The organism is Ginsengibacter sp. (assembly GCF_057362405.1).
Genome location: NZ_JBMQQG010000225.1, coordinates 1 through 22,427, shown reverse-complemented (window position 1 = coordinate 22,427; position 22,427 = coordinate 1). Strand labels below are relative to the sequence as shown.

The window sequence follows — 22,427 nt, the reverse complement described above, 5'->3', positions numbered from 1 at the left end:
TTTCTCTCCATTTTAAACTTGTCTTCATTATTTTGCAAACTCCTTTTGTACCATTTCAGCATGGGCTAAATGCGCTTTAAGTGTTGGGAGTACATCCTGCAATAATTTTTTTAATTCTGCATTTTGGCTTTGCGGTATCAGTAAATTTTCGACAGCGTCGATAACGGCTTTATGATAGGCAACTTCATTATCTATATAAGCTTTATCAAAGGCTTTTCCGGATTTTGAATTCAACTGTTTTTTTGTTTTTGCTGCATCAGACAAAAGCTTTTGGCTTACTGCATTATCTTTTGGAGTAACTCCTAATTTAGTAACCAATGCTACGGCTTGTTTAATTACTGCTGTGTGATCGTCGCTCATAGTGTGCGCAAACTTTAAGACATCAGCATTTTTTGATTTTGTCTTCGCAATCATTGCGTAGTTAACATCTATTTGATTAGCAACAACAGCAACAGAAGCTATTTCCGGATCAGTAAGTTTTGGGGTTACCTGTGCGTATGCAGATCCGAATACTATCATTGCAAATACAGTTACTGCACTAATTGGTTTCATGATTCGTTTCATAATATTTATTTTTAAAAAATTAGTTATACTCCAATAGAGTAGCTCAACACAAAAAGGTTACAATAAAAATGGAAAATTTGAAAAGGTTAAAGGCACCAGATTTTTTACGAAAGTATTTTCTTCATTACCTCATTCACTATTTTGTCGCAATAGATAAGGTTGAATTCATAAATATCTTCAGGAGAATATATCTTTTCTATTTCTTTCCGCAACATCATTTTGGCCCGATTCAACCTCACTTTTACATTAGATGTAGAAGTGTTTAACAATTCTGCAGTATCGGCCACGCCTAATCCCGTTAGTTCCCTTAATGTGAATGTCATCCTGTAATCTTCAGGCAGATTTTTAAGAGCAGTCTCAATAACAATTTTTAATTCTTTATTGACAACAGTGCTGACAGGGTTGCTATGGTTGGTCTTGAGAAACATTGCTCCGGAATTTTTGTTAACTGATATTTCTATAGTAGGCTTATTTTGATAACTGAGCTTTTGCGATTTATGATAACATAGATTCAGCATTATTCGTATAATCCATGTCTTAAAAGATGAACGATTTTCAAACTTTGCGAGGCCTTGAAAACTATTAATAAACGCTTCCTGCATTAAGTCTTCAGTATCCTGGTGATTGTAACCATAGCCTCTTCCTGTTTTATAAAGATCGGGATTATACCTCCGGATTAAAATCTCAAAGAGTTCTTTATTGCCCAGCAAAATTTCCCGGATGACTGCTGAGTCAGGAAATTGCTCAACATTTTTATAAATGGTAGCGTAATTCATAATAGTGTTTTGTCTTTCAAATACATCTTTGCTGGTTAACAGGCACATCCAGACTTATTAGAGTAAACAAGCAACATAAAGGTTACACAAAAAACAAATTTTTACTACCGACAAATAAAATTCTAATCTCTGAAATATCATGCAAGTTCACCAAGTGTTGTTCTATTTCCATCATTAGCACCGCATAATTAAATGTGTTTATTTAAATTTTCGATATTCGTTTGTTTCAAAATAGCCTTGAACGCCGTTGTATGCTTCACTTCTTTAATTGACTTTGGAGATAATGGATTTTTATAATGTTCTTTAATGGATAGCTGCAACCATTTTACATCGTGCCAGCTCCCAAGTTTATAAATGCCTTTTTTAAAAATACCTACTTCCTGAAAGCCAAGGTTTTTATGAAATGCTTCGCTTCTTACGTTTGGCAGAACTATCCCTGCAAATACATTAATTACATCCTGGAGTTTCAGTATGTTGAATAATGACTGGTAAAGAGTTTTTGCAACTCCCTTGCCATAATGATGGGGGGAAAGATAAATAGTTGTTTCTGCTGACCATTGATGGCCCTGGGCCAGCCTGTACCTATTGGCAAAAGTGTAGCCAATAATTATATCATTCACTTCACAAACCAAAACAGGATAATAAGCAGCTATATTTTTAATTTTTTTGGAGAAATCTGACAGGTCAGGAACTTCATGTTCGGGTGTGATGGTAGTTGACGTAACATAGGGTTTGTAAATTTCCAATACCTGGCTGATGTCACCAGTTTTTAAAAGCCTTACGACAGGATTATTTTTCAACTTAATATCATTTTTTTATAGAAGCTATACTTCACGTTTATTGCTGCCGCTCTAAATATGTTTTGAAATTACTTCTTCTTAATGAATCATATCCAGGAATTCACTTTTTACATCGGGCAATAAAAACTTACCTCCATAAAAAAAGGTTATGGTACTGCTGTTTGTGTCTCTCACTCCTCTTGCTGAAACACAAAAATGTACTGCATCAACTATAGTTATCATTTATCTGATATGTTTTGATTGAATGTTATTATGTCTTTTATTTTGCACAAAATACAATGTTAACTCATAACCACCCTTCGGACTTGGTTTGTACTCTTTTCTTCACAAACGAGTACCTTTTAATAAGAGATCATGACAGGCATATTGTTCCCAATACATTCATTGCCGACTATCGAACAGCAACACATCGCGTTGCGCTTTTTCAGATAAGGGCTACTACAATTCCAGCATGAAGCAGATGTTCGCCCGGACAGTGTTAAGTCCATATATTCCAGTTCTTCCCGAAAGGTTAATGCAGTCTTATTAGATTCAATAGTAGGATTATCGTTCACGTCGAGGTATAGTTTACCAACATATTCAAAGCCCGTTTTTTGAATGCCTTTTAATGATGCATTATTCTCCGGAGCATGAATGATCCAGAATCTGTTTGCTTCATAATCCCCATTTTGCAGGATGTATTGCAACAGGGCAGGATAAATACCAAGCCCTCTGTAGGCCTCAAGCGTTCTAAAGTTCCACAGGTACCTGTTGCCTTGTGGTAAAATAAATTCGTGATTAAGTTCACCAATTTTTGCGTTATCCCTGGCCATCCATCCGAAAGCTGCGGGCTGGCGATTTACATAGGCAACAAATGCCCGGTTATCATTTGCCAACCGTTTAGTCACATCTTCCGGTGTGGTATTACCAAGCCTTGATAACAACATGATATCGGAGCTTTCTTCGATGCTTAATCCTGTAGGTATTTTAACGGATGCAAATTTATTGGAATGTGCAAATGTGTAAAGTGACATGGCAATAGTTTTGTTTGATTAATTTTTTTTTAATTTTTGAACGTTAAATAATTTGATGCTGCAAAGCTATTTCCGGATTCCTGGCATGTTGTTATACTCTATTGGGATAAGTTTACATAATTAAGGACGACAGCTATGAAGTGATTTCTCTTTTTCTTGTACGGGACTTAAAGGGTCAATTACTTCGAAGTTGGCCATCATACCGGCGGCGTGGTGTTCTATAATATGACAATGATACATCCACATCCCGGGCCGGTTATCTGGCATCCAGGCAATTTTGATTCTGGTTCTGGGTTTCACATTATAAGTGTCCTTCCAGGCTTTATACTCCGGCGCTTTACCATTTTCTTCCAGCACCTGGAAAAAGAAACCATGCAGATGAAATGGGTGATCCATCAAGCTTGTGTTTGATACTTCCCATACCTGCAGTTCGCCAACCCTCACCGGCTTGTCCATGGAGTGCATTTCATTATTAACCCTGAAATCAATAACATGTTTAAGGCTGGGATCAACTGATAATGTCACTTTCCTGTTAACTTCAGCGTCCTGTGGCGCCAAAGATTTTATTTCGGTAAGTTTTTCCGGTAATGAAGCGATGGATTGTTTTCTTTCCATCACATTCACTGTGGCATACTTTTGCAGTTTGGCCTTAAGCATGGTTACCCGGTTGTAAGGCAGGGAGTTTATTGAAAAGACTTCCCCTTTTTCAAATGGACCAACCACAATATCAAAGCGCTCGCCCGGCGTTATTAATAATTCTGTGTCGGTTCTTGCATATTCCAATAACCCGCCATCCGTGGCAATTACTTTAAAGGGTCTACCGTCCAGGTTTAATTTAAAATATCGGGCACTTGCTGCATTCACAATCCTCCACCTTTCGATCTGTCCCGCATGCATGTGCATGGTTAAAGCCTCTTTTCCGTTGATGAGGTTAGTGCTGCCTTCTCTTCCATCATGCCTTTCAACCCATCTGCCGATAGGTCCGTACTGCTTAAATTCATTCTTGCTGGTAAGTTTCATGTCATCAATTACCAGTACTCTTTCATTATCCACCACCGGGTCTGTTCCATCTTCAATAACAATACCTCCATACATACCCTTTTCCATCTGCACGGTTTCATTTTGGTGCGAATGATACCAGAATGTTCCGGCATCCGGTACTACAAAACGATACTCAAAACTTTCACCGGGTAATATAGGGCGTTGTACTTCGCCTGTGCCATCCATGGTGGCCGGAAGCCTGATACCGTGCCAATGAATCATTGTAGGTTCGGGTAAATTATTTTCAACATGCACAATAAGGGTATCGCCTTTTTTTGCCCTTAGCACCGGGCCCGGTAACTGGTTGTTAAATCCCCATGCAGTGATATTTTTCCCGGGTTTGATCTCCCAGTTAAATTCACTGGCGGTTAAGTGGTATTCGACCATTTTGTTTTCCTGTTTCATCGTAGTTGATTTTGTTGTTTAATAAATGATTATTAGTTTTTTGATTATTAATTTCTGATACAAAGGTATCCGGCCATCAGGCGGATTAATAGACAGGTTGATGTCAAAAACGGACAAGGATAAATAGAATTATTGCGGCGGATTTGATCGACCATTCAATTTATCTTCCCATTAAAAATTTCATATTGTTTATAGAGCAAAAACAGGTTGTCCGTTTTTGACATCAGGCTGTCCGCAGAGGGCTTGAAAGCGATAATAACTTTGCATTATCAATTAACACTTAAAAAAAATTAAAATGAAAAAGGTATTAATAATAAGCATTGTCTTATTAGTTTCAATTGTCTCAAACGCACAGTCAGACAGTTCCAAAGTTGAACAATATTGCCAGGTGATTGCAACACCAAAACTGTTAAGCAATAGAGTAACCATTGATGTTGACTATGGTGATGAAAAAAGTTTTTGGCGCGACACAAGGATTAAAACAGATGCCGGTAAATTGAAGAAGTTTAATACCGTCATCGATGCCCTCAATTATATGGGCAAGGAGGGTTGGATATTTATAAATGCCTACCCTGTTAAAATGGGCGAAACTGAGATCTTCCACTTCGCATTTAAAAAGCAATATTCAAGATCTGAATTGTAACAATATAAACGGATCCAAAATAATATCATCTTAATATGGGAACTATTTTGGATCCCTTCAATAAAATTAATATGAAAAATAAAATAAAATATAGTGTGCTCCTTTCCCTGTTATTTTTCAGCATACTATTCATACATGCTTACAGGCCGGCCAGGAACTTATTCACTCAGCCCAAACCATGGTCGGGTAATTGCCGGGTCATATCAAAATTGCCGGAGTTTGACCGGTCAAAAAAAACAGTATTTATTATTGCCGATCCTGCACTCACAGAGATGTTTGACATGCTGGCACCGTTTTACCTGTTCAATGCAACCCAAAAAGCAAATGTTTATATAGTTGCAAAAGATAAAATTCCTGTGGTGATAAAAAGAGACCTATTTATAGTGCCTCAATTAAGTTTCAGTGAAGCTGATTCAATGAATTTACACGCAGATTTGATCGTCATTCCTGCTTTATCAATAAGAGATGAACACCAGGATCCAACCGTAATAGGATGGATCAAAAAACATTTTACATCCGGCACAAAAATGCTTACCATTTGTGATGGGGCTTCTACCGGCGCTGCCACAGGGTTTTACGATGGCAAACCAATAACTTGCCATGCATCTGATTTTGAAGCGGTGAAAAGACACTTTAGTAAACCTATATGGGTACAGCAGGTAAGTGTTACAAGGGCTGGTAATTTGTTTAGCACCGCAGGCGTATCAAATGCAGTAGATGGATGCCTTTTGGTAATCAAGGAATTATTTGGTTCCGAAACGAGCAAAAAAGTTGCAGCTGATATCAATTTCCCTTATGAAGAGACCAGGTTGGCACACCAAAGTATTGCATTGAACGGCAGTAACAAATTTACCGTAGTTAAGAAGATCCTTTTTAGAAATAACAGAAACATCGCCGTTCTACTTGAAAACGGGATTAATGAATTAACTATGGCTACTATTTTGGATACTTACAGCCGCACGATGCCTGCTTCTTTCAAGACCTATATTTTACATGATTCGACTATTCAGACTAAATATGGTTTGTCTATTATTTATAGAGGCAATAATGAAGTGAAAGGGCTGGATGAATTACACGTGGCAATGCCTGCATCTTTTTCCAGGGAAGATGCAATGCTTTTCAAAAATATAAAAACTATCAGGTACGATACAACACAAAATCAGTATCTTTTTAATACTTGTCTGAAAAACATAGCCGAGCAATATGGTAATCAATTTGAAAATTTTGTAAAAATATCATTGGATTATAACTAAAAAATTCACTCAAATAATTATCAACTTATGGAACAAAATATTGCCATCCTTATGGCTGATTTATCGGGGTATACCGCGTTAACAGAGACCCATGGCCATTTTTCTGCTGCGGATTTAATTGACAAGTATATCAACATAGCAGAAAATTGCCTCGTTGGCAACACCAAAATGCACGAACGGACAGGAGATGAAATAATGTTCATCTCCGATTCGCCGGATTCATTACTTGAAACTGCCCTTAAATTGGAAGCCAATACAATATGCGAAGAAAATTTCCTATTGGTGCATGGAGGTCTCCATTTTGGGAAAGTTTTGAAAAGAGGTGGTAACTATTTCGGCTCTGCCATTAACCTTGTGTCCAGGATAGCTTCAAAAGCAGCGCCTGGCAGTTTCTGGTGTTCAGGTGATTTTGTAAACGCATTAAAAGATAAATCTGCCTGTACCTTCATTTCAAAAGGAAATCATCTCTTTAAAAATATTACTGATGAAAAAGAAGTATTTGAATTGGGCATCGAGCGAATAAAGACCAGTTATATTGATCCTGTTTGCCGGATGTTAATCGTAAACGTCCAAAATGCAATTTACGATCCAAGTGAAGGCAGCCTTTACTTCTGCTCTTCGAAATGCCTTGAAATATACCGCGAAAACTATCGGTCAGTTCAAACAAAACAACAGTAACGCGAATTTAAAATAAGTTGAATTTTATTTGCGCTCATGATAAACACAACGAAGTGCCTGCTGCAATAATTGGAATACTATTGTGGATACTGATAATATTACTGTCCGTCGATTAGGTAATTTGTATTTACATACTTGTATTCAATAAGCAGTTCTCTGTAAAGGTTTAATCTCATAAAACATTGCTATGTCATACATGACGTTGCTGATTAAAAATATGGTTTGCCATCGCTGCGTACTTGCAGTGGAAAATATTTTAAACAATGAAACAATTCCTTTTCACAAAGTTAATATTGGTGAAATTCATTTATCTGATGAACTCACACAGGATCAAAGAAAGGGGTTGATAGAAAGACTTGATAAAGTAGGCTTAGAATTAATAGATAACCGTAATACAGCTTTAATCGAAAACATTAAGCAACTGGTAATTAAGAGAGCCAGGAATGAAGACTCTGGCCAGGAAAATAAAATAAAACTTTCCCACTATATCTCCGGCAAAGTCAATCACGAATATACATACATTAGCAGCTTATTTTCTGCTGTCGAAGGAAGAACAATTGAAAATTACTTTATTGAACAGCGCATTGAAAAAGCAAAGGAACTGCTGGTGTATGGGCAATTGACCTTATCCCAGATTGCTTTTGATCTTGAATACAGCAGTGTTGCTCACCTTTCCAACCAGTTTAAAAAGATCACCGGTTTAACTCCTACTTATTTTAAAGAGATTGGAATGGCAAAGCGCAAATCATTAGATAACGTTTAATCCCAAAATGTTGTAACGCTTGCCCAAAGTAATGTAACAATCAACGTTGATACCCGGACTATTTTTGTGTTATCAAATAACAATTAAAAAATTAATTATGAAATCGACAACAACGAGTCAAAGCACTCAAAACGTAAAATGCAGCAATCAAAATTGTACTTGTGAAAACTGCAATTGCGGTTCAACATGCACTTGTGCAAATTGCAAATAAGTTATTCCACTGCAGCATTATTAAACCGTTCTATTCACGAACGGTTTTTTATTTGTCAGTTTGTGACATATTATTGTCCGTCCGATCGTGGCTGTTCTGTCTATCTTTATTTAAACAATTTAATACAATTATAATATGCGAAAGGTAGCCTTTATCATTCCACCAACCGTAGAGTTACTTGACCTGGCCGGACCTGTGCAGGTGTTTACAGAAGCGAAGTTCTATGGTTTTGAAATTGGTATTGAATTTTTCCAATATAGTGAAGAACCCATTAGTACTTGTGGTATTGGGTTTGGGAAAATTGCAAATTTTAAAACTGCAAAATTGAAAGAAGGTGATTTTGTTTTTGTACCAGGGATGGATCATGAATATGTAAACAGTATTCCATTTAAAGCCGAACGGGATTTCTTTAATTGGCTGAAGGAATGTTCAGATAAAAATGTAACTGTTTGTTCAATTTGCACCGGGGCTTTTGCGTTGGGGCATGCCGGTTTGTTAAAGGATACAGAATGTACTACACATTGGAGGAGGGTAAGTGCTTTGCAAGAGCAATTTCCAGAGGCAAAAGTTATAACAGATATATTATATGTAAAAAGCAATAACGTATATACAAGTGCCGGTATAAGTGCAGGAATCGACCTTGCTTTAGCCATTCTTGAAGGGTTGAAAGGGTCGTTATTTACCCATAAGGTAGCCAGAGGTCTTGTTGTTTATCACAGGCGAAGTGGCACACATAAACAACAAAGTATTTATCTCGACTACAGAAATCATATTAATCCACAAATACATGAAGTACAGGATTACATGATAGACAATCTTTCCAAGGAAAATGATATAGCATCACTTGCTTTACTTGTCGGCATGAGCCCCAGAAATCTCAGCAGGGTTTTTAAAGAAAAAACCGGTTCTACTATTCTTGAATACCTTACCCTTTTACGAAAGGAATATGCAAGTACCATGCTTAATAACCCTGAATATACCATTGAATATATAGCCTCAAAATGCGGATTTAAAACAGCCAGGCAATTACAGCGGATATTAAAAAAATAACTGAGTACCCCACTTGGAAAAGGTTGGATTCAAAAAATTGGACAGAGCTGCTGTTTTTTTATGCATTTTAAAGAGATTGAGAGTAGATTTGGCAGAATAGGTATCCGGGATGCAGTACCAGTTTTTTGACGAGTTTGTAAAAATCCATTTTTCTTCGTCTATGCCTATTACTATTTCTGTCCTCTTTAATTTTTTTATATCGACGTAGGCCAAACCTGTAAAACAACAAAACAGGAAAATAACTTTTACCTGGTTTAACCGTTCACATGAAAATTCCTTTTCTGAAAGTGCTTTTAATTCTTCTTTAGATAAGGGCGTTATTTTAACCGCTTCCATTGACATCTTAAATCCCCAAAACGGATCTCTTGTCAGCCATCCACGTCGAATACTACCATTGACAATCTTTCTGAAATTGCGGACGTATTTCATCGATGTATTGTGATTACACTTGCGTACCGTCTTTAACCAGAACACATAATCAGTTAAAAATTCGTAGTTGACTTTATTTATTTCAAAGTCATCTAAATTATATTTCCATTTTATAAAAGATAGGGTATGTCCAAAGGAGATTTTATAACGCCTAAGGGTGGCAGGCGAATACTCCGAACCTACCAACGCCTCCAACTGCTCATTGTGATTTTTGAAAACTTCTAAGACCGTTTTTGATTTCTCAACTTTGCCGATGAGCGTGTTTTTAATACCATCAGCCGTAACCTGCTTATTTGTCTCGATAAGCAAAAGCCTTGCTTCAAAAACTTTTACTTTCAGTGTGGAAAGGTGGTTATTTAATTCCTTTATGTACTCGCCCTTTCCATAGGCCTTTTCCGATTTTTGATCCCATATTTCAGGATGACATTTTCGTGAAGTAGTTAATTCTTTTACTAACCCATCTACGGTAATGCGCATGTAAATAGGCATATCCCCGTTAAGATAATTTTTTGGCCTTTTTAAGTAGAAAAGCAAACTGAAATTTTTGCCAGGCATTGTAATAGCTTTTAAGGTTATAAAATTAGAACCTCAGACCTCCCTTGGCAACACGTGTTCAAAGACTGAACATGTTCATTTTCATATCATTAGTTCAATAATAGTAAGTGATGGTTTTAATCAGTCGAACTCATGAATTACTCACAATTATTTTGCGTTTAAATGAACATTTTGATCAGTCTCTAAAAACACAAAAGCCCGTAAACATTGAGTTTGCGGGCTTTTGATTTCGTTTGAATTGTAAATTTGTGATCTGGCTGGGACTCGAACCCAGGACCCATACATTAAAAGTGTATTGCTCTACCAACTGAGCTACCAAATCATTTATCTTATATTCCTTTACAACATTGGAACTCATTGTAAGGGCTACCAAATCTTTAAAAAGGAGTGCAAAAATAATGCAAAAAGATTTGGCAACAAATTTTTTAAAAGAGTTCCTCTTTTTGAAGGTTTTTTTTAAAATTAACTTCGAATAAAAAGAAGTATTAATTTATCTTCAATTTTATGAAAGTACCCGCAATTGGATTAATAATTTTTATTTTCTTTTCGTTTGGAAAATGTAATTCTTCCGAAAAAAGTCATAAAACTTTTATTAATCCTCAATATAGTTACAGCTATAAACCACGATCCTCTGATGGCACCGGAAAATTTTATGCTGACAGGGAGATTGCGCAGGTTATGGGGTCGGACGGAGCAGCGTGGCTCGATCGCAAAGACCGCCAAAAGGAGGAAAATTCCCGGCTTGCTATCGAAAAAATGAACCTGACACCCAAAAGTGTTGTAGCAGATATTGGTGCAGGCACCGGTTATTACACTTTCAAAATTGCGAAGCAGGTTCCGGAAGGTAGAGTGTATGCTGTAGAAATACAGGACGATTTAATTCGCTACCTTAATAATCAAAAAAATGAAGAGGGAGCCACGAATGTTGAAGTGGTAAAGGGTGACGCAAAATCACCGCATTTGCCGGATAGTTCAATAGACCTCGCTATATTAATTGATGTGTATCACGAACTGGAATATCCTAAAGAAATGATGCATTTCATAAGTAAGGCGCTAAAGAGTAACGGCAGAGTTTTATTACTCGAATACAGGGCTGAAGATCCGAACATTCCCATACTGCCCCTGCATAAAATGACCGTTGAGCAAACGAATAAGGAAATGGCAGATAATGGATTTAAACTTGCAGAGGACGGTGAATTTCTTCCATTGCAACATTTTTTGCTGTATGAAAAAAAGTAAACCCGGCCGATTTTTTTTATAAAATGAATACAAAGAAAAAGATTGATATTATCAATGATCTGCTTGAAGACTGCATACTGGCTTATCCGGTGTCTTCGTTCGTAATAAGTCTTTATAAACAATACCAGCAACGGGGAAGTCTTAGCAAAAAACAATTACAGGGCCTGCACAGCAAAGCCTCCAAAATAAAGGATGTATCTATCAGTAAACTTGGAACGCTGGAAGCGATAATAAAACGAATGCCGACAAGATATAAATCGGAATTGCCTCCCCCAACTCCATTATTTGAAAAAGATAAAGACGCCGGTGTATTAATAGAGAGAATTCTCGAAAGATACCCTCAACATAAAAGAGTATTGTTTCTTAAAGCAAAATATGAAAACAATGAATTGCTTTCACCACTTGAAATTTCTGAGTTGAAAAAATTCAGGCAGCTGATTAAATAGAATGCACTATCCCGGAACTATTTTCAAAAATCACTTGATTAATTAAAATCCTTCAGGAGCTTTATTTCGTTGCGGTATAATAAAATCTTACCATCGTTTTCCAATTGCTTAAGCAAACGGGAAACTACTACTCTTGATGTTGCCAATTCATCGGCGATAAGATAATGAGATGCTTTGATAACGCTGGAGCCGGAAAGTCGCTGTTTTTCCTTTAGGTAGGCAATGAGCCTTTCATCCAATTTATGAAACGCGATACTTTCTATAGATTTCAATAGTTCTAAAAAGCGTTCGTTAAAGCTGCGCATGATATAGTTTTTCCAACTGATATATTTACACAACCATTCGTCCAATTTAATATGTGGTATCGCAATCAATTCAACATCGTCTTCCGCAATCGCTTTTACTTCACTCTTCTTCGCCTCTACACAACAACTGTAAGCCATAGAGCAACTTTCGTTACTCGACAAATAATATAAAAGAATCTCCTTCCCGTTTTCATCCATTCTAAGGACTTTAACCGTTCCCTTAATTATCAACGGCATCATTCGAATGTATTTACCGTAATCCATGATAATATCCCCTTCTTTAAAATATTTAATCTCACCAAACTGGTACATTTCTTTAACTAACGCGGGCTCAAATGTTGCATTGAGAGTTACATTATTATCCATTGTTTTATCCATTACTAACTAAAAATGATAGTTGATAATCAAATTGAATTGCATCATATTCACTTTATTAAAAACAGACTTTTCATTACCGTAAGTTTCGCCTTGCTTCAATTTTGCTACAGCTAAGAACTCTGCTTCAAGGCCTTTAAAATCCTGTGCAAAGATATATTTAATATCGCCATTTATTTGCGTATACGAAGGCATGTCGTATTTATTGAGCCTGTAGTTTTTTATATCGGGTAAAGAATAAAAACCTGTTGCCAACGATGTATTAAGCCTTTCTTTCACAATCGTGTAATTTACTTTGCCCATGATTGCACTTACATCGCCTGTGCCTTCATTACGTTCTCTTGGAAGAAATGTAAAAAACGGTTCTACACCCCACTCCCGTGGAAACAGGTATCTGCCCGAACCGGTTATGCGGTTGTAATTAAGAGATATTTCCCATTGTTTATTCCTCCATCCAGCCTTTGCACCAAAGCTTAATGGCTTACTTTTTTTTGAAAAATAAGTCTTGCATGGATTTTCGTTTCCACCATAATTAACGGCGTTTTGTTTAATAATCTGCGCAGCCGTAAACAAAGAATTATTTTTTTTCAGCGGAAAAGTAATATCCGTTTGCAACATAGCTGTATTGAAAACATTTTCTGTAAATATATCCCAGGCTTCCAGCTTTACGTTATCATTTATTGCATTTGTAATTCCAATAATTGCTATTCCGTTACTCTTAATATTATTACTATACCCGGATTTTGTGCCATCCGGATTTATACCAGAAGAATATAACCCAATTGATTTTCCCGGATTATACCAGGCACCAGTGCTTCTTGGCGAAATTCCCCACAACCAACCCAATTGAACCTTCAACTTCCTTATTTCGTTTAATTCTCCCCAAAGACCTTCCACTGCGGTGGCTTTCATGCGGCCGTCCTGCAAATTGATGAATGGAGTATTAATAAATTGTCTTCCCATTTTTATGGAAGACTGCCTGAAAGTATATTTTAGATAAAGTTCATCCAAACCAAACAAAGATTTTTTGGAAATATTTGTAATATCGAACAACCCGGTTTCATAGCGGCTAACCATATCCGTTATGACATCAGGCGCTGCCAGGTTTGACGACGCAATGTTAAAATCAGAAAATCCTCCTATTGCAAATTGAACATGATAAAATTTATTTGTTTCATATCGTAACGTTAACCCCAAAGCATTTGCGTAATAATCGGTGAGTCCCTTTTCATTTTGAGTGCTCATAAAAAAGTTTCTAAAGTGGCCCGTTAACCGGCCACTTTCGAACGCATGCAATAGTGAAGTGGTGTCCTGCTTTTGAAGTTGATTGTCCCTATTCAGTTGTGGCATTTCAGAAATTTCATTCTGCTGTGCCTTACCTGGCAGGATAAACGAAAACGATAATAATGATATGATGATAATTTTTTTCATCCCCTCTAAACCCTGTCATTCTTTTATATTAATATGTTGCTCCTGCTGATTAGGAGCTTGTTCAACATTAAACGAATTCAATATTTTTTCCAGCGGGCAAAACTTTGTAAAAGACGACTGAACGAGATTGACACCCACAAAAATCCCCAGCCACATCCAATTGATGTTTACAAAATAGGCAAGCAGGATACTTGCTAATACAATAGTGCCGGCAACAGCCCGGACAATTCTTTCTTTCATTTTATAATATTTAAATATTTGATTTTTCAACCGGCACAATAAAAGCCCTTACAGGAAATCCGGTATTATTTGACTGGTTATATTTTTCGATCAGTTCCATCCCATCTTCAGCACTTTGATCACTTGTAAAGCTGAATATCATCAGCGAATCAAATTTTTCATCACCACTGGCGAACCATTCTTCCATAAGATCTGCATGCTGATTATCTTTTACTCCTACCACATCAGTTATGCTGAATACGGCTATTTCCGCTTTCTTAAATATTTTGATTACGTCATCCTGGTAATCTTTCAAACTGGTTACAATAAATAGTTTCATGTTTTAATTTTTACTTTTTTTCAGGATATTTTTTGCGCATCATTCTATAATACAATAAAGGCACAACCAGTAAAGTGAGAAACGTTGAGGTAATGGTTCCGCCCATTAATGAAATAGCCAATCCCTGGAAAATCGGATCAAACAAAATAATGATTGCGCCCAATGCCACGGCACCAGCGGTTAATAAGATCGGTGTAGTTCGTACTGCGCCAGCTTCAATGATTGACTGCTTTAATGGAATTCCTTCCCGCAACCGGATATTAATAAAGTCAATTAAGAGTACCGAATTTCGGACCATCACGCCAGCCAAAGCAATAAACCCAATCATTGATGTAGCGGTAAAATAAGCGCCCAGCATCCAATGGCCCAGCACGATACCAATTAAGGATAACGGTATAGCGGCAAGCATTACTAACGGTACGGTGAAATTTTGAAACCAGCCAACGATCAATATGTAGATTAATAAAATAACGACAGCAAATGCAATTCCCAAATCCCTGAAAACTTCAAAAGTTATCTGCCATTCACCATCCCATTTCAATGAATAATTATCTTCCATTTCAGGTTGATGTGTATATTCTTCTTTCAATGAAAAGCCTTTCGGAACCTGCACATTTTTTAAACTATCGGAAACGTTCGCGATTGCATAGGAAGGGCTTTCCAGTTTGCCGGCCATGTCCGCAAGCACATACACTACTTCCTTTTGATTTTTACGGTAAATATTTTTTTGTCGTACTTGCCTGTTTACGGTTACAAGATCACCGATGGGAACCTCGTTGCCTTGCATACCCATGATTTTTATATTAAGGATATCATCCATGCTGGCTTTATCCGCATCGCTTAATTGCAGTTTAATAGCAGTTTGATTATAAGAAACCGGGTGGTAAATATTGCCGGAAGACAACCCTGATAATGCGGCATTAACAGTTGCCACTACCTGTTCTGTGGCCACTCCATAGTGCATGGCCTTTTCTTTATCAACCGTCAGATGATACTCCGGCTGATCGTCTTCTACCATCCAGTCCACATCTACCACGTCCTTTGTTTTTTTGAACAACTCTTTAACCTCCCGGGCAATCTTAATTTGCTGGTTAGAATCAGGACCATATATTTCTGCAACAAGGGTTGACAAAACCGGAGGCCCGGGCGGCACTTCCACAATCTTCACGTTGGCATTATATTTTTTTGCAATAGACTGTATAGGCCCACGCATTAATTTAGCAATGCCATGGCTTTGTATATTTCTATCGCTTTTATCCACTAAGTTTACTTGTATATCAGCGACATTATCTCCTCTTCTTAAATCGTAATGACGAACGAGACCGTTAAAGCTAATGGGTGCTGATGTGCCGATGTATGCCTGGTAATTGGTTACTAACGGTTGCGTAGAAACGTAGTCTGCAATATCTTTCGTAACTGCCTGCGTTGTCTCTAATGTGGTTCCTTCAGGCATATCAATCACCACCTGGAATTCATTCTTATTATCGAATGGTAACATTTTTACTGCTACTGCTTTTGTATAGAACATGGATAATGAGGCAAATAATATCACCACGATACTTATAATAAAAGTCCAGCGCTTCCAACGGGTTTGCAGAAGCGGGCTGATAAACGAGCGATAGATTTTATAGATGGGGCTATTTTCCAGCACGTGAGGTTTACTTTCCTTATGAGGGATGCCTTTCTTTTCCTTTTCACGCAGGAAGATAAAACCAAGGTAGGGAGTAAGGGTTAATGCAACAATCAATGATAACATCATAGCGATCGAAGCACCTATGGGCATCGGGCTCATGTAAGGGCCCATCATGCCTGATACAAAAGCCATTGGTAAAACTGCCGCAACTACTGTGAACGTCGCAAGAATCGTAGGATTTCCTACTTCATTAATAGCGTAGATGGCGGCTTGCAATGGCGGCAATTTTTTCATCTTAAAATGTCGGTGCATGTTTTCTGCAATGATGATGGAATCGTCTACCACTATTCCCGTTATGAACACCAATGCAAACAACGTTATACGGTTGAGCGTATAATCCATAAAGTAATAACTGAAAAGCGTAAGTGCAAATGTTACGGGAACGGAAAGAAAAACAACCAAACCACCACGCCACCCCATAGCGAGCATTACAAATAAAGTAACCACCACAATCGCAATAAATAAATGGAACAACAATTCCGAAACCTTATCCGACGCAGTTTCACCATAATTTCTTGAAACAGTTAATTGCACATCATCAGGCAATAATTCTTTTTTAATATGCTCAACTTTAGCCAATATTTGTTTGGATAATTTCATAGCATCCGCACCTTTCTTCTTAGCAATGGATAAAGTGACAGCCGGGTAATTTGATTTGAATACATTTGATTTAGCCGTATCTGCTTTGCCATATCCAAATAGAACATATTGATTAGAAGTCTCGGGGCCTTCCTCTACTTTTGCCACCTGTTTTAAGTAAACAGGCTGTTGCTGGTTGGTACCTACTACCAGGTTAGCCACATCATCACCAGTCGATAAAAAATTTCCTGTTTCTACTGAGAACGAAGTATCACGCTGTAAAATGTTGCCAGATTGCATCTGCACGTTGCTTCCCTGTATTTGTTTACTGACGGACAAAAAGTCAAGATGATTTTCTGCCATTTTATTTTTATCCAGCAATACTTTTATTTCACGGCTTCTGCCACCTATAATGTTGATGTCTGAAACGTTAGGTATCTTTTTAATTTCATTGGTAAGTTCCTGGCCAATCTGCTTTAACTGGTAATCATCGTATTTTTCACTCCACAGCGTTAAACCCAATACAGGAACGTCATCTATAGCTCTTGTCTTTATCAACGGGAGCGTTACACCTTGCGGCATTTTATCCATGTTCTTCATCAGTTCACTGTATAATTTTACCAGTGAATTTTCAACATTTTGACCCACATAAAACTGTACGATCAACATGGCCTGTCCCTTCATAGATGTGGAATACACATATTCAACACCTTTTATATTGGAAATGATTTTTTCCATCGGTGCTGAAACTTTTGTTTCTACATCTTTCGGTTCAGCACCGGGATAGCCGATAAATATATCGGCCATCGGTACCTGTATTTGCGGTTCTTCTTCGCGTGGTATTAAATAGGTGCTGTATCCGCCAATCAATAAAAACGCAATCATCAACAGTATCGTTAATTTCGACTGGATAAACGCCTTTGCTATATTTCCTGAAAAACCATTCTTCATTTTCTTGTATTAATAATTCGTTTGTAATATTTTCCAGCTACTAACGGTAGCGCTAAGTGCTTTTTTTGAGCCGGTGACTTTGCAGTCATAAGTCAATTATTTCTGTATCTAAACATCTATTTTAGTTTTACCGGCGCACCGTTATATAAATTACCATCTGCACTTACAATATATTGTTCGCTCCTGGCCAAGCCGCTGAGGACTTCCACTTTGTCACCATATGTTTTACCTAATCTAACCCACCGCAACAACGCAGTATTATTGCTGCTTATGGTGTATAACCCGGTCAACTGATCCTTATTTTCAATGCTTGTTGTTGGTACAAGAACTGCAGCATTTTCCTTACCAGGGTTGGCAATGGTTTCCTTTAAAGGGATTGTAACATTTACATACATACCTGCATACAATCCGCCTTTATCCTTATCAGCAATATTTATTTTGACAATATATTGGCCGCCGGAAAATTGAGAAGACTGATTGATTTGGGCAACCTCAGCCTTAATGGTTTTACCCAAAGCGCTTACTGATAAAATTGCATCAGCGCCCAGGTGAATTTGATTGATAGCATTTTCCGGAACGGATGCACTTACCTGGTAGCTTCCAACCTGTTCGATAGTGAGAATAGGCATGCCCGGGTTGGCCATGCTACCTGCATCTGCTAATTTCTGCGTAACAATGCCTGAGAATGGAGCCGTTAAATTAGTATAATTAAGCTGTGCGTTTATTTCATTACGCATTTGTTTTGCCGCTTCCAGGCTTGATTTGGCTGATGCCAGTTGCAGGGTAACGTTGTCCAGCTCTTTTGCGGTAGCGCTTTGTTGATTGAACAAAATACTAAAGCGGTCATAATCTTTTTGCGCATTTTTCAGCGCTGCCGTAGCCTGTGCAATCATTGCATCTGCCTGTGCTCTCTTTGCTAAAATATCCTGGTTGCTTATGCTTGCCAAAAGTTCTCCCTTGCTTACATGATCGCCAGCTTTCACTTTCAACATGGTGATATATCCCATAACTCTTGTGCTGATATTGGCAGACTGGGCAGCTTCGATATGGCCACTTATATTTACGCTTTGCTGCTCGCCGGATGATGGTGTAGCAACCGTTACAGAAATTGGTATATCCTTATTGCCAATAGCATCGGTATTATCTTTCGAGGAGCAGGAACTTAGGGTAACCAATACCGATAGAGTAATTAATTGAAATGTCTTTTTTGAAAGAATATTTAAACGCATGTTATAAGAAATTTATTTATTGGCAGATGAGGTTAAAAGTTGCAGGTAAGCCCTGGTGACATTTGCAGTAAAAAAGGCTTGCGATAATTTAAATTTTTGATCCGACAGTTGCGACGTTGCCATCAATACATCTGTTGTGTTTACCAATCCTTGCTGATACCGGTTTTTTAAAATGGTTAAAGCCTCTGTTGCCTGGTTAACGGCTAATTCCTGTTGCCGGATTTCGTATTGAGCATCAGCAAGGTCACGGTATCCTTTGTCAAGTTCCAGCTGGCTTTGCTCTTTCTGTTGGGTTAGCTGTTCGGCTAATTTATTACGCTCTAAAGTTTGCGTGGCAATACTATTTTTAGTAGCGTTGCCTTTAAAAATCTCCCATGATAACTGCACACCTGCCAGGTAAGCGTTAGCGCCAAATCCCAGCATTTGCTTATCATTCAACTGGTAACTTCCAAACGCATTCAGTTTGGGCAGGTAACTCATTTTACCTGATTTAATCATTAGGTCAGATGCTTCAATAGCTTTTTGCATTGCCAAAAAATCCGGCCTTGAATCAGCAATTTTTGTAACGGAATCATTCGTTGAAAATTCGTTTTGGGAAACATTTATTGGTTTATAAATAACACCATCGGCCTGCCCCATTAGTAAACTGAGATAATCGGATGCATTGCGAACACTACTTTTTGCTTTTGCCAGGTTCGATTCAACGGTGGTAATCTGCACCTGTGCATTCAGCACATCAGACTTTTGAATTAAGCCTTGCTTAAAATGATTATCTGTAAATGCATACACTGAATCTGTTGTTTGTAATATCTCTTCCAAAACACTAACGGCATCATAAGCCAACTGCAATTGGAGATATGCTTTCTGTACTTCAAAAGTTAAATATTCTTTTGTTCGCTGTGTTTTATATTGATATAATTCTATTTGCTTCGCCGCAGCTTTTCTCTTAAATAATAAATCCAAATTAACCAATGGCTGTTTCACTTCCAGCATGGTTGTAAAGTCGGGAGTGCCTGAAGGATGATTCAAAAGATCAGGGTTGAAATCATTTTGAGTAATTGACTTTTGCTGCAGCTTGAAACCAAACGCATTGAGCGGATTATCAGTACTCATTGCCGTATACGAAAAACCAACTTGCGGTAAAAAAATCGCACTCGTTTGTTTATAATTGGAGGCTGCAATATTTTCATCCAGTTGGTCCAGTTGAATTGCTTTGTTGTTGCTCAATGTTGCCGCAATTGCATCGGAAAGATTTAATTGTTTTGTGTTATCCTGCGCCGACGTTTTTAATGCCAGGCCATTCAAAAACGAGGCAATTATTATAACCGTTAAGACGAAATATTTTCTTGTGTTCACTAACTTTTTAATTTGCGGCAAAACTATAAACATCAATAGAGTAACACTGTAACATTTGTAACGTACCATACCAGCCTGGGCCTTATTATTAATGCACTTAAGGCCATTGAAACAGAAAGAAGTACTGTTGCAGATATCCAATACCTGGCAGTACTTCCTAATAAATTATTTTACCCTAAATATTATTGAAAAAATTATTTTACAAACTGGCTCACGTGGTTCCACGTGCCACCATTAACAACGTTTGTAAATCCCTTTTGATTTAAAATAGATTTTGCCTGCGAGCTCCTGGCTCCACTTCTGCAAAACACCACAATATTTTTTTTGTTTTTGAATTTTGATAGTTGAGAGGCTACTGTATCTAAAGGTATATTAACTGATCCTTTTACATGGCCTTGCGCAAACTCTCCCGGAGTTCTTACATCTACCAAAAATGCACCTTCACTAATAACGTCTTTTAGATCTACTGTTTGTCCGCCTCCAAATAAGGATTGAAAAATATTCATTTGTTTAAATTTTATTTTGTTATTTTTTTGATTACTATTTTTATGTTTGCCCGTTAGAATGTTTAACTTATTTCTTCATAAGAAACCTCTTTTATATTTTCAGTACTTTTCTTTGTTGGAACGGAACAGCCACCTGCACCGCAGCAACCAATATTAAACAGAGGCATTGCGGTAAAAAAAATACCCAATAATCCAATTCCGATGTCTTTGGCCATTACCGCTTGCACAATAATAAAAATGCCTAACACCAATCTTATAAACCTCATAAAATTCCAGTTATAAAAAATTGTCTCTTTCATGATTAATTGATTTTATTTCCCGTGCTAAAATATTTGATGAACCATTATTTAATTATTTTGATAACGCAAATGTAAATTCAATGACTACGGTTATTGGTAACAAAGGTTACACTAAGTGAAGGCTTTTTGTTAATCCGTTTCCCAGGGTTGATAGTTCATTCAGTAATCAGTAACGCAGCCGATGCTGCACAAAAAAAGTCCCGGAAGATACCCGGAACTTTTTCTCTATTCAATCAGACTCTCAATTTCAAAATGAATAATTAACTCCCAACATTACCATGCTTGTATTCATTTTATATGATACGTTGCTGCCGGGAACCGCACCATAATTGTTTGCTTCATCTTTCATTCCCGGGTTTAATAATGGCCCGCTGGTGGAGCCACTGCTGGTTCCGTAATGAAATACTCCATTGAGCGTTAACCTGCTGTTAAATTCGTATCCACAACCTACCTGGAATGCATTTTTTATCACTGCAGTTGCAGGTGTGGAAAAAAATGCAAGTTCACTTCTTATAGGATTGGAGCTGTAAGTATAGCCAACTCTTACGGGAAATTTATTTAATCCTTTGTACTGAATTCCTGCCGAAACTATTGAAATATTTTTCCAACCGAAACCGGCTACAGACGCAGTGTTCGTCCATCCCTTTGCTTCAAAGCCTGCGGTATTTGCATAGTTCACAAAACGGTAATCGACGGCAACATCAAATTTACTCTTCGAATAGCCGACCCCGGCAGAAATGATTGCAGGATAGTTCATTTTAAATTTCACATTCGGAGCTTTACTGCCATCAAGATAAGTATTGGCAAAATCGAAACTTCCAAAAGTTTGCGGCGTTTTATAGGATGCACCTAATTTAATTCCTTTGCCTGAATTATAAAATATGCCAACCTGTCCGCCAAATCCTACTGCAGTTGCCTTATTACTAACGGGGTATCCAAGTGTTTGGCTGGGTGAGGCGAGCGGATTGGGAGCCAGTTTTAATGTGGCATAGTCAAAATTAGGTTGCAGCCCGATAGAAAATTGTTTTGAAATTTTGTATGAATATGCAAGACCTACCTGGAGTAGTTGGTAATCTGATTGAATACGCCCAAAGCCTCCTGAACTTTGAGGCATATTAATAGGATTCGAATTGCTTTGCGGAAAGGTGACGCCAAAACCACTTATTCCAAATGCTGACACACCAAATGTATGTTTACTATCTTCTTTGCCCCATACCATTGCAAGAGCTGGCATGACAGAAACTCCCCTTGCATCTTTTGTAACACCACTTACCGAAC

At 37.6% G+C, this 22,427-nt stretch carries 24 protein-coding genes and 1 tRNA gene; 7 read left to right on the top strand and 18 right to left on the bottom strand.

Annotation, left to right across the window (positions count from 1 at the left end):
- Nucleotides 1-27: 27 nt before the first annotated feature.
- The 6 genes from ACO1O5_RS19175 to ACO1O5_RS19150 all read right to left on the bottom strand — a co-directional run bounded on the left by ACO1O5_RS19175 (nucleotide 28) and on the right by ACO1O5_RS19150 (nucleotide 4,599).
- Nucleotides 28-564: a DUF4142 domain-containing protein gene (locus ACO1O5_RS19175; RefSeq protein WP_486273123.1), complete on the bottom strand. Its 537-nt coding sequence runs from the start codon at nucleotides 562-564 to the stop codon at nucleotides 28-30.
- Nucleotides 565-668: 104 nt separating this feature from the next.
- Complete coding sequence (locus ACO1O5_RS19170) at nucleotides 669-1,340, bottom strand: sigma-70 family RNA polymerase sigma factor (protein WP_486273121.1); 672 nt, start codon at nucleotides 1,338-1,340, stop codon at nucleotides 669-671.
- A 188-nt stretch (nucleotides 1,341-1,528) separates the two neighbouring features.
- Nucleotides 1,529-2,140, bottom strand: coding sequence for a GNAT family N-acetyltransferase (locus ACO1O5_RS19165; RefSeq protein ID WP_486273120.1), 612 nt, complete (start codon nucleotides 2,138-2,140; stop codon nucleotides 1,529-1,531).
- 78 nt (nucleotides 2,141-2,218) lie between these two features.
- A complete protein-coding gene (locus ACO1O5_RS19160) occupies nucleotides 2,219-2,362 on the bottom strand; it encodes a GTP cyclohydrolase I (protein ID WP_486273118.1) in 144 nt (47 codons plus the stop codon).
- A 119-nt stretch (nucleotides 2,363-2,481) separates the two neighbouring features.
- Complete coding sequence (locus ACO1O5_RS19155; protein ID WP_486273116.1) at nucleotides 2,482-3,153, bottom strand: GNAT family N-acetyltransferase; 672 nt, start codon at nucleotides 3,151-3,153, stop codon at nucleotides 2,482-2,484.
- A 120-nt stretch (nucleotides 3,154-3,273) separates the two neighbouring features.
- Nucleotides 3,274-4,599: a multicopper oxidase family protein gene (locus tag ACO1O5_RS19150; RefSeq protein WP_486273115.1), complete on the bottom strand. Its 1,326-nt coding sequence runs from the start codon at nucleotides 4,597-4,599 to the stop codon at nucleotides 3,274-3,276.
- Between the two features lie 295 nt (nucleotides 4,600-4,894).
- On the opposite strand from ACO1O5_RS19150, the gene ACO1O5_RS19145 reads away from it, so the two are divergent.
- From ACO1O5_RS19145 to ACO1O5_RS19125, 5 genes are all read left to right on the top strand, one after another.
- Nucleotides 4,895-5,242: a hypothetical protein gene (locus ACO1O5_RS19145; protein WP_486273113.1), complete on the top strand. Its 348-nt coding sequence runs from the start codon at nucleotides 4,895-4,897 to the stop codon at nucleotides 5,240-5,242.
- 71 nt (nucleotides 5,243-5,313) lie between these two features.
- A complete protein-coding gene (locus tag ACO1O5_RS19140; protein ID WP_486273112.1) occupies nucleotides 5,314-6,495 on the top strand; it encodes a DJ-1/PfpI family protein in 1,182 nt (393 codons plus the stop codon).
- 27 nt (nucleotides 6,496-6,522) lie between these two features.
- A complete protein-coding gene (locus tag ACO1O5_RS19135) occupies nucleotides 6,523-7,173 on the top strand; it encodes a hypothetical protein (RefSeq protein WP_486273110.1) in 651 nt (216 codons plus the stop codon).
- Nucleotides 7,174-7,360: 187 nt separating this feature from the next.
- Nucleotides 7,361-7,936 carry an AraC family transcriptional regulator gene (locus ACO1O5_RS19130; protein ID WP_486273108.1) on the top strand — a complete coding sequence of 192 codons (576 nt, stop codon included), beginning with the start codon at nucleotides 7,361-7,363 and terminating at the stop codon, nucleotides 7,934-7,936.
- Between the two features lie 346 nt (nucleotides 7,937-8,282).
- Complete coding sequence (locus ACO1O5_RS19125; RefSeq protein WP_486273106.1) at nucleotides 8,283-9,197, top strand: GlxA family transcriptional regulator; 915 nt, start codon at nucleotides 8,283-8,285, stop codon at nucleotides 9,195-9,197.
- Here the strand turns inward: ACO1O5_RS19125 and ACO1O5_RS19120 are convergent.
- Both ACO1O5_RS19120 and ACO1O5_RS19115 read right to left on the bottom strand, forming a co-directional pair.
- Nucleotides 9,186-10,181 carry a site-specific integrase gene (locus ACO1O5_RS19120; protein WP_486273104.1) on the bottom strand — a complete coding sequence of 332 codons (996 nt, stop codon included), beginning with the start codon at nucleotides 10,179-10,181 and terminating at the stop codon, nucleotides 9,186-9,188. The genes ACO1O5_RS19125 and ACO1O5_RS19120 overlap by 12 nt on opposite strands.
- Nucleotides 10,182-10,430: 249 nt before the next feature.
- Nucleotides 10,431-10,503, bottom strand: a tRNA-Lys gene (locus ACO1O5_RS19115).
- 182 nt (nucleotides 10,504-10,685) lie between these two features.
- On the opposite strand from ACO1O5_RS19115, the gene ACO1O5_RS19110 reads away from it, so the two are divergent.
- Both ACO1O5_RS19110 and ACO1O5_RS19105 read left to right on the top strand, forming a co-directional pair.
- Nucleotides 10,686-11,420, top strand: coding sequence for a class I SAM-dependent methyltransferase (locus tag ACO1O5_RS19110; protein WP_486273102.1), 735 nt, complete (start codon nucleotides 10,686-10,688; stop codon nucleotides 11,418-11,420).
- A 23-nt stretch (nucleotides 11,421-11,443) separates the two neighbouring features.
- Complete coding sequence (locus tag ACO1O5_RS19105; RefSeq protein ID WP_486273100.1) at nucleotides 11,444-11,866, top strand: hypothetical protein; 423 nt, start codon at nucleotides 11,444-11,446, stop codon at nucleotides 11,864-11,866.
- 38 nt (nucleotides 11,867-11,904) lie between these two features.
- On the opposite strand, the gene ACO1O5_RS19100 is transcribed toward ACO1O5_RS19105, so the two are convergent.
- From ACO1O5_RS19100 to ACO1O5_RS19055, 10 genes are all read right to left on the bottom strand, one after another.
- Entirely contained in the window at nucleotides 11,905-12,537 is a 633-nt protein-coding gene (locus tag ACO1O5_RS19100) for a Crp/Fnr family transcriptional regulator (RefSeq protein ID WP_486273098.1), read from the bottom strand.
- Nucleotides 12,538-12,555: 18 nt separating this feature from the next.
- On the bottom strand, nucleotides 12,556-13,896 hold the full coding sequence (locus tag ACO1O5_RS19095) for an OprD family outer membrane porin (protein WP_486273097.1): 1,341 nt from the start codon (nucleotides 13,894-13,896) through the stop codon (nucleotides 12,556-12,558).
- Nucleotides 13,897-13,992: 96 nt separating this feature from the next.
- A complete protein-coding gene (locus tag ACO1O5_RS19090) occupies nucleotides 13,993-14,217 on the bottom strand; it encodes a YgaP family membrane protein (RefSeq protein ID WP_486273095.1) in 225 nt (74 codons plus the stop codon).
- 10 nt (nucleotides 14,218-14,227) lie between these two features.
- Nucleotides 14,228-14,536: a hypothetical protein gene (locus tag ACO1O5_RS19085; protein ID WP_486273093.1), complete on the bottom strand. Its 309-nt coding sequence runs from the start codon at nucleotides 14,534-14,536 to the stop codon at nucleotides 14,228-14,230.
- 10 nt (nucleotides 14,537-14,546) lie between these two features.
- Entirely contained in the window at nucleotides 14,547-17,759 is a 3,213-nt protein-coding gene (locus tag ACO1O5_RS19080) for an efflux RND transporter permease subunit (protein ID WP_486273091.1), read from the bottom strand.
- Between the two features lie 116 nt (nucleotides 17,760-17,875).
- A complete protein-coding gene (locus tag ACO1O5_RS19075) occupies nucleotides 17,876-18,988 on the bottom strand; it encodes an efflux RND transporter periplasmic adaptor subunit (protein WP_486273088.1) in 1,113 nt (370 codons plus the stop codon).
- Between the two features lie 12 nt (nucleotides 18,989-19,000).
- Complete coding sequence (locus tag ACO1O5_RS19070) at nucleotides 19,001-20,344, bottom strand: TolC family protein (RefSeq protein ID WP_486273086.1); 1,344 nt, start codon at nucleotides 20,342-20,344, stop codon at nucleotides 19,001-19,003.
- 194 nt (nucleotides 20,345-20,538) lie between these two features.
- On the bottom strand, nucleotides 20,539-20,850 hold the full coding sequence (locus ACO1O5_RS19065) for a rhodanese-like domain-containing protein (RefSeq protein WP_486273084.1): 312 nt from the start codon (nucleotides 20,848-20,850) through the stop codon (nucleotides 20,539-20,541).
- A 62-nt stretch (nucleotides 20,851-20,912) separates the two neighbouring features.
- The gene (locus tag ACO1O5_RS19060) at nucleotides 20,913-21,149 is read right to left on the bottom strand and encodes a hypothetical protein (protein ID WP_486273082.1); all 237 of its coding nucleotides are present in this window, start codon (nucleotides 21,147-21,149) and stop codon (nucleotides 20,913-20,915) included.
- Nucleotides 21,150-21,396: 247 nt separating this feature from the next.
- Nucleotides 21,397-22,427, bottom strand: a 1,031-nt coding sequence (locus ACO1O5_RS19055; RefSeq protein WP_486273080.1) for an OmpP1/FadL family transporter, incomplete at its 5' end; no start/stop codon positions are given.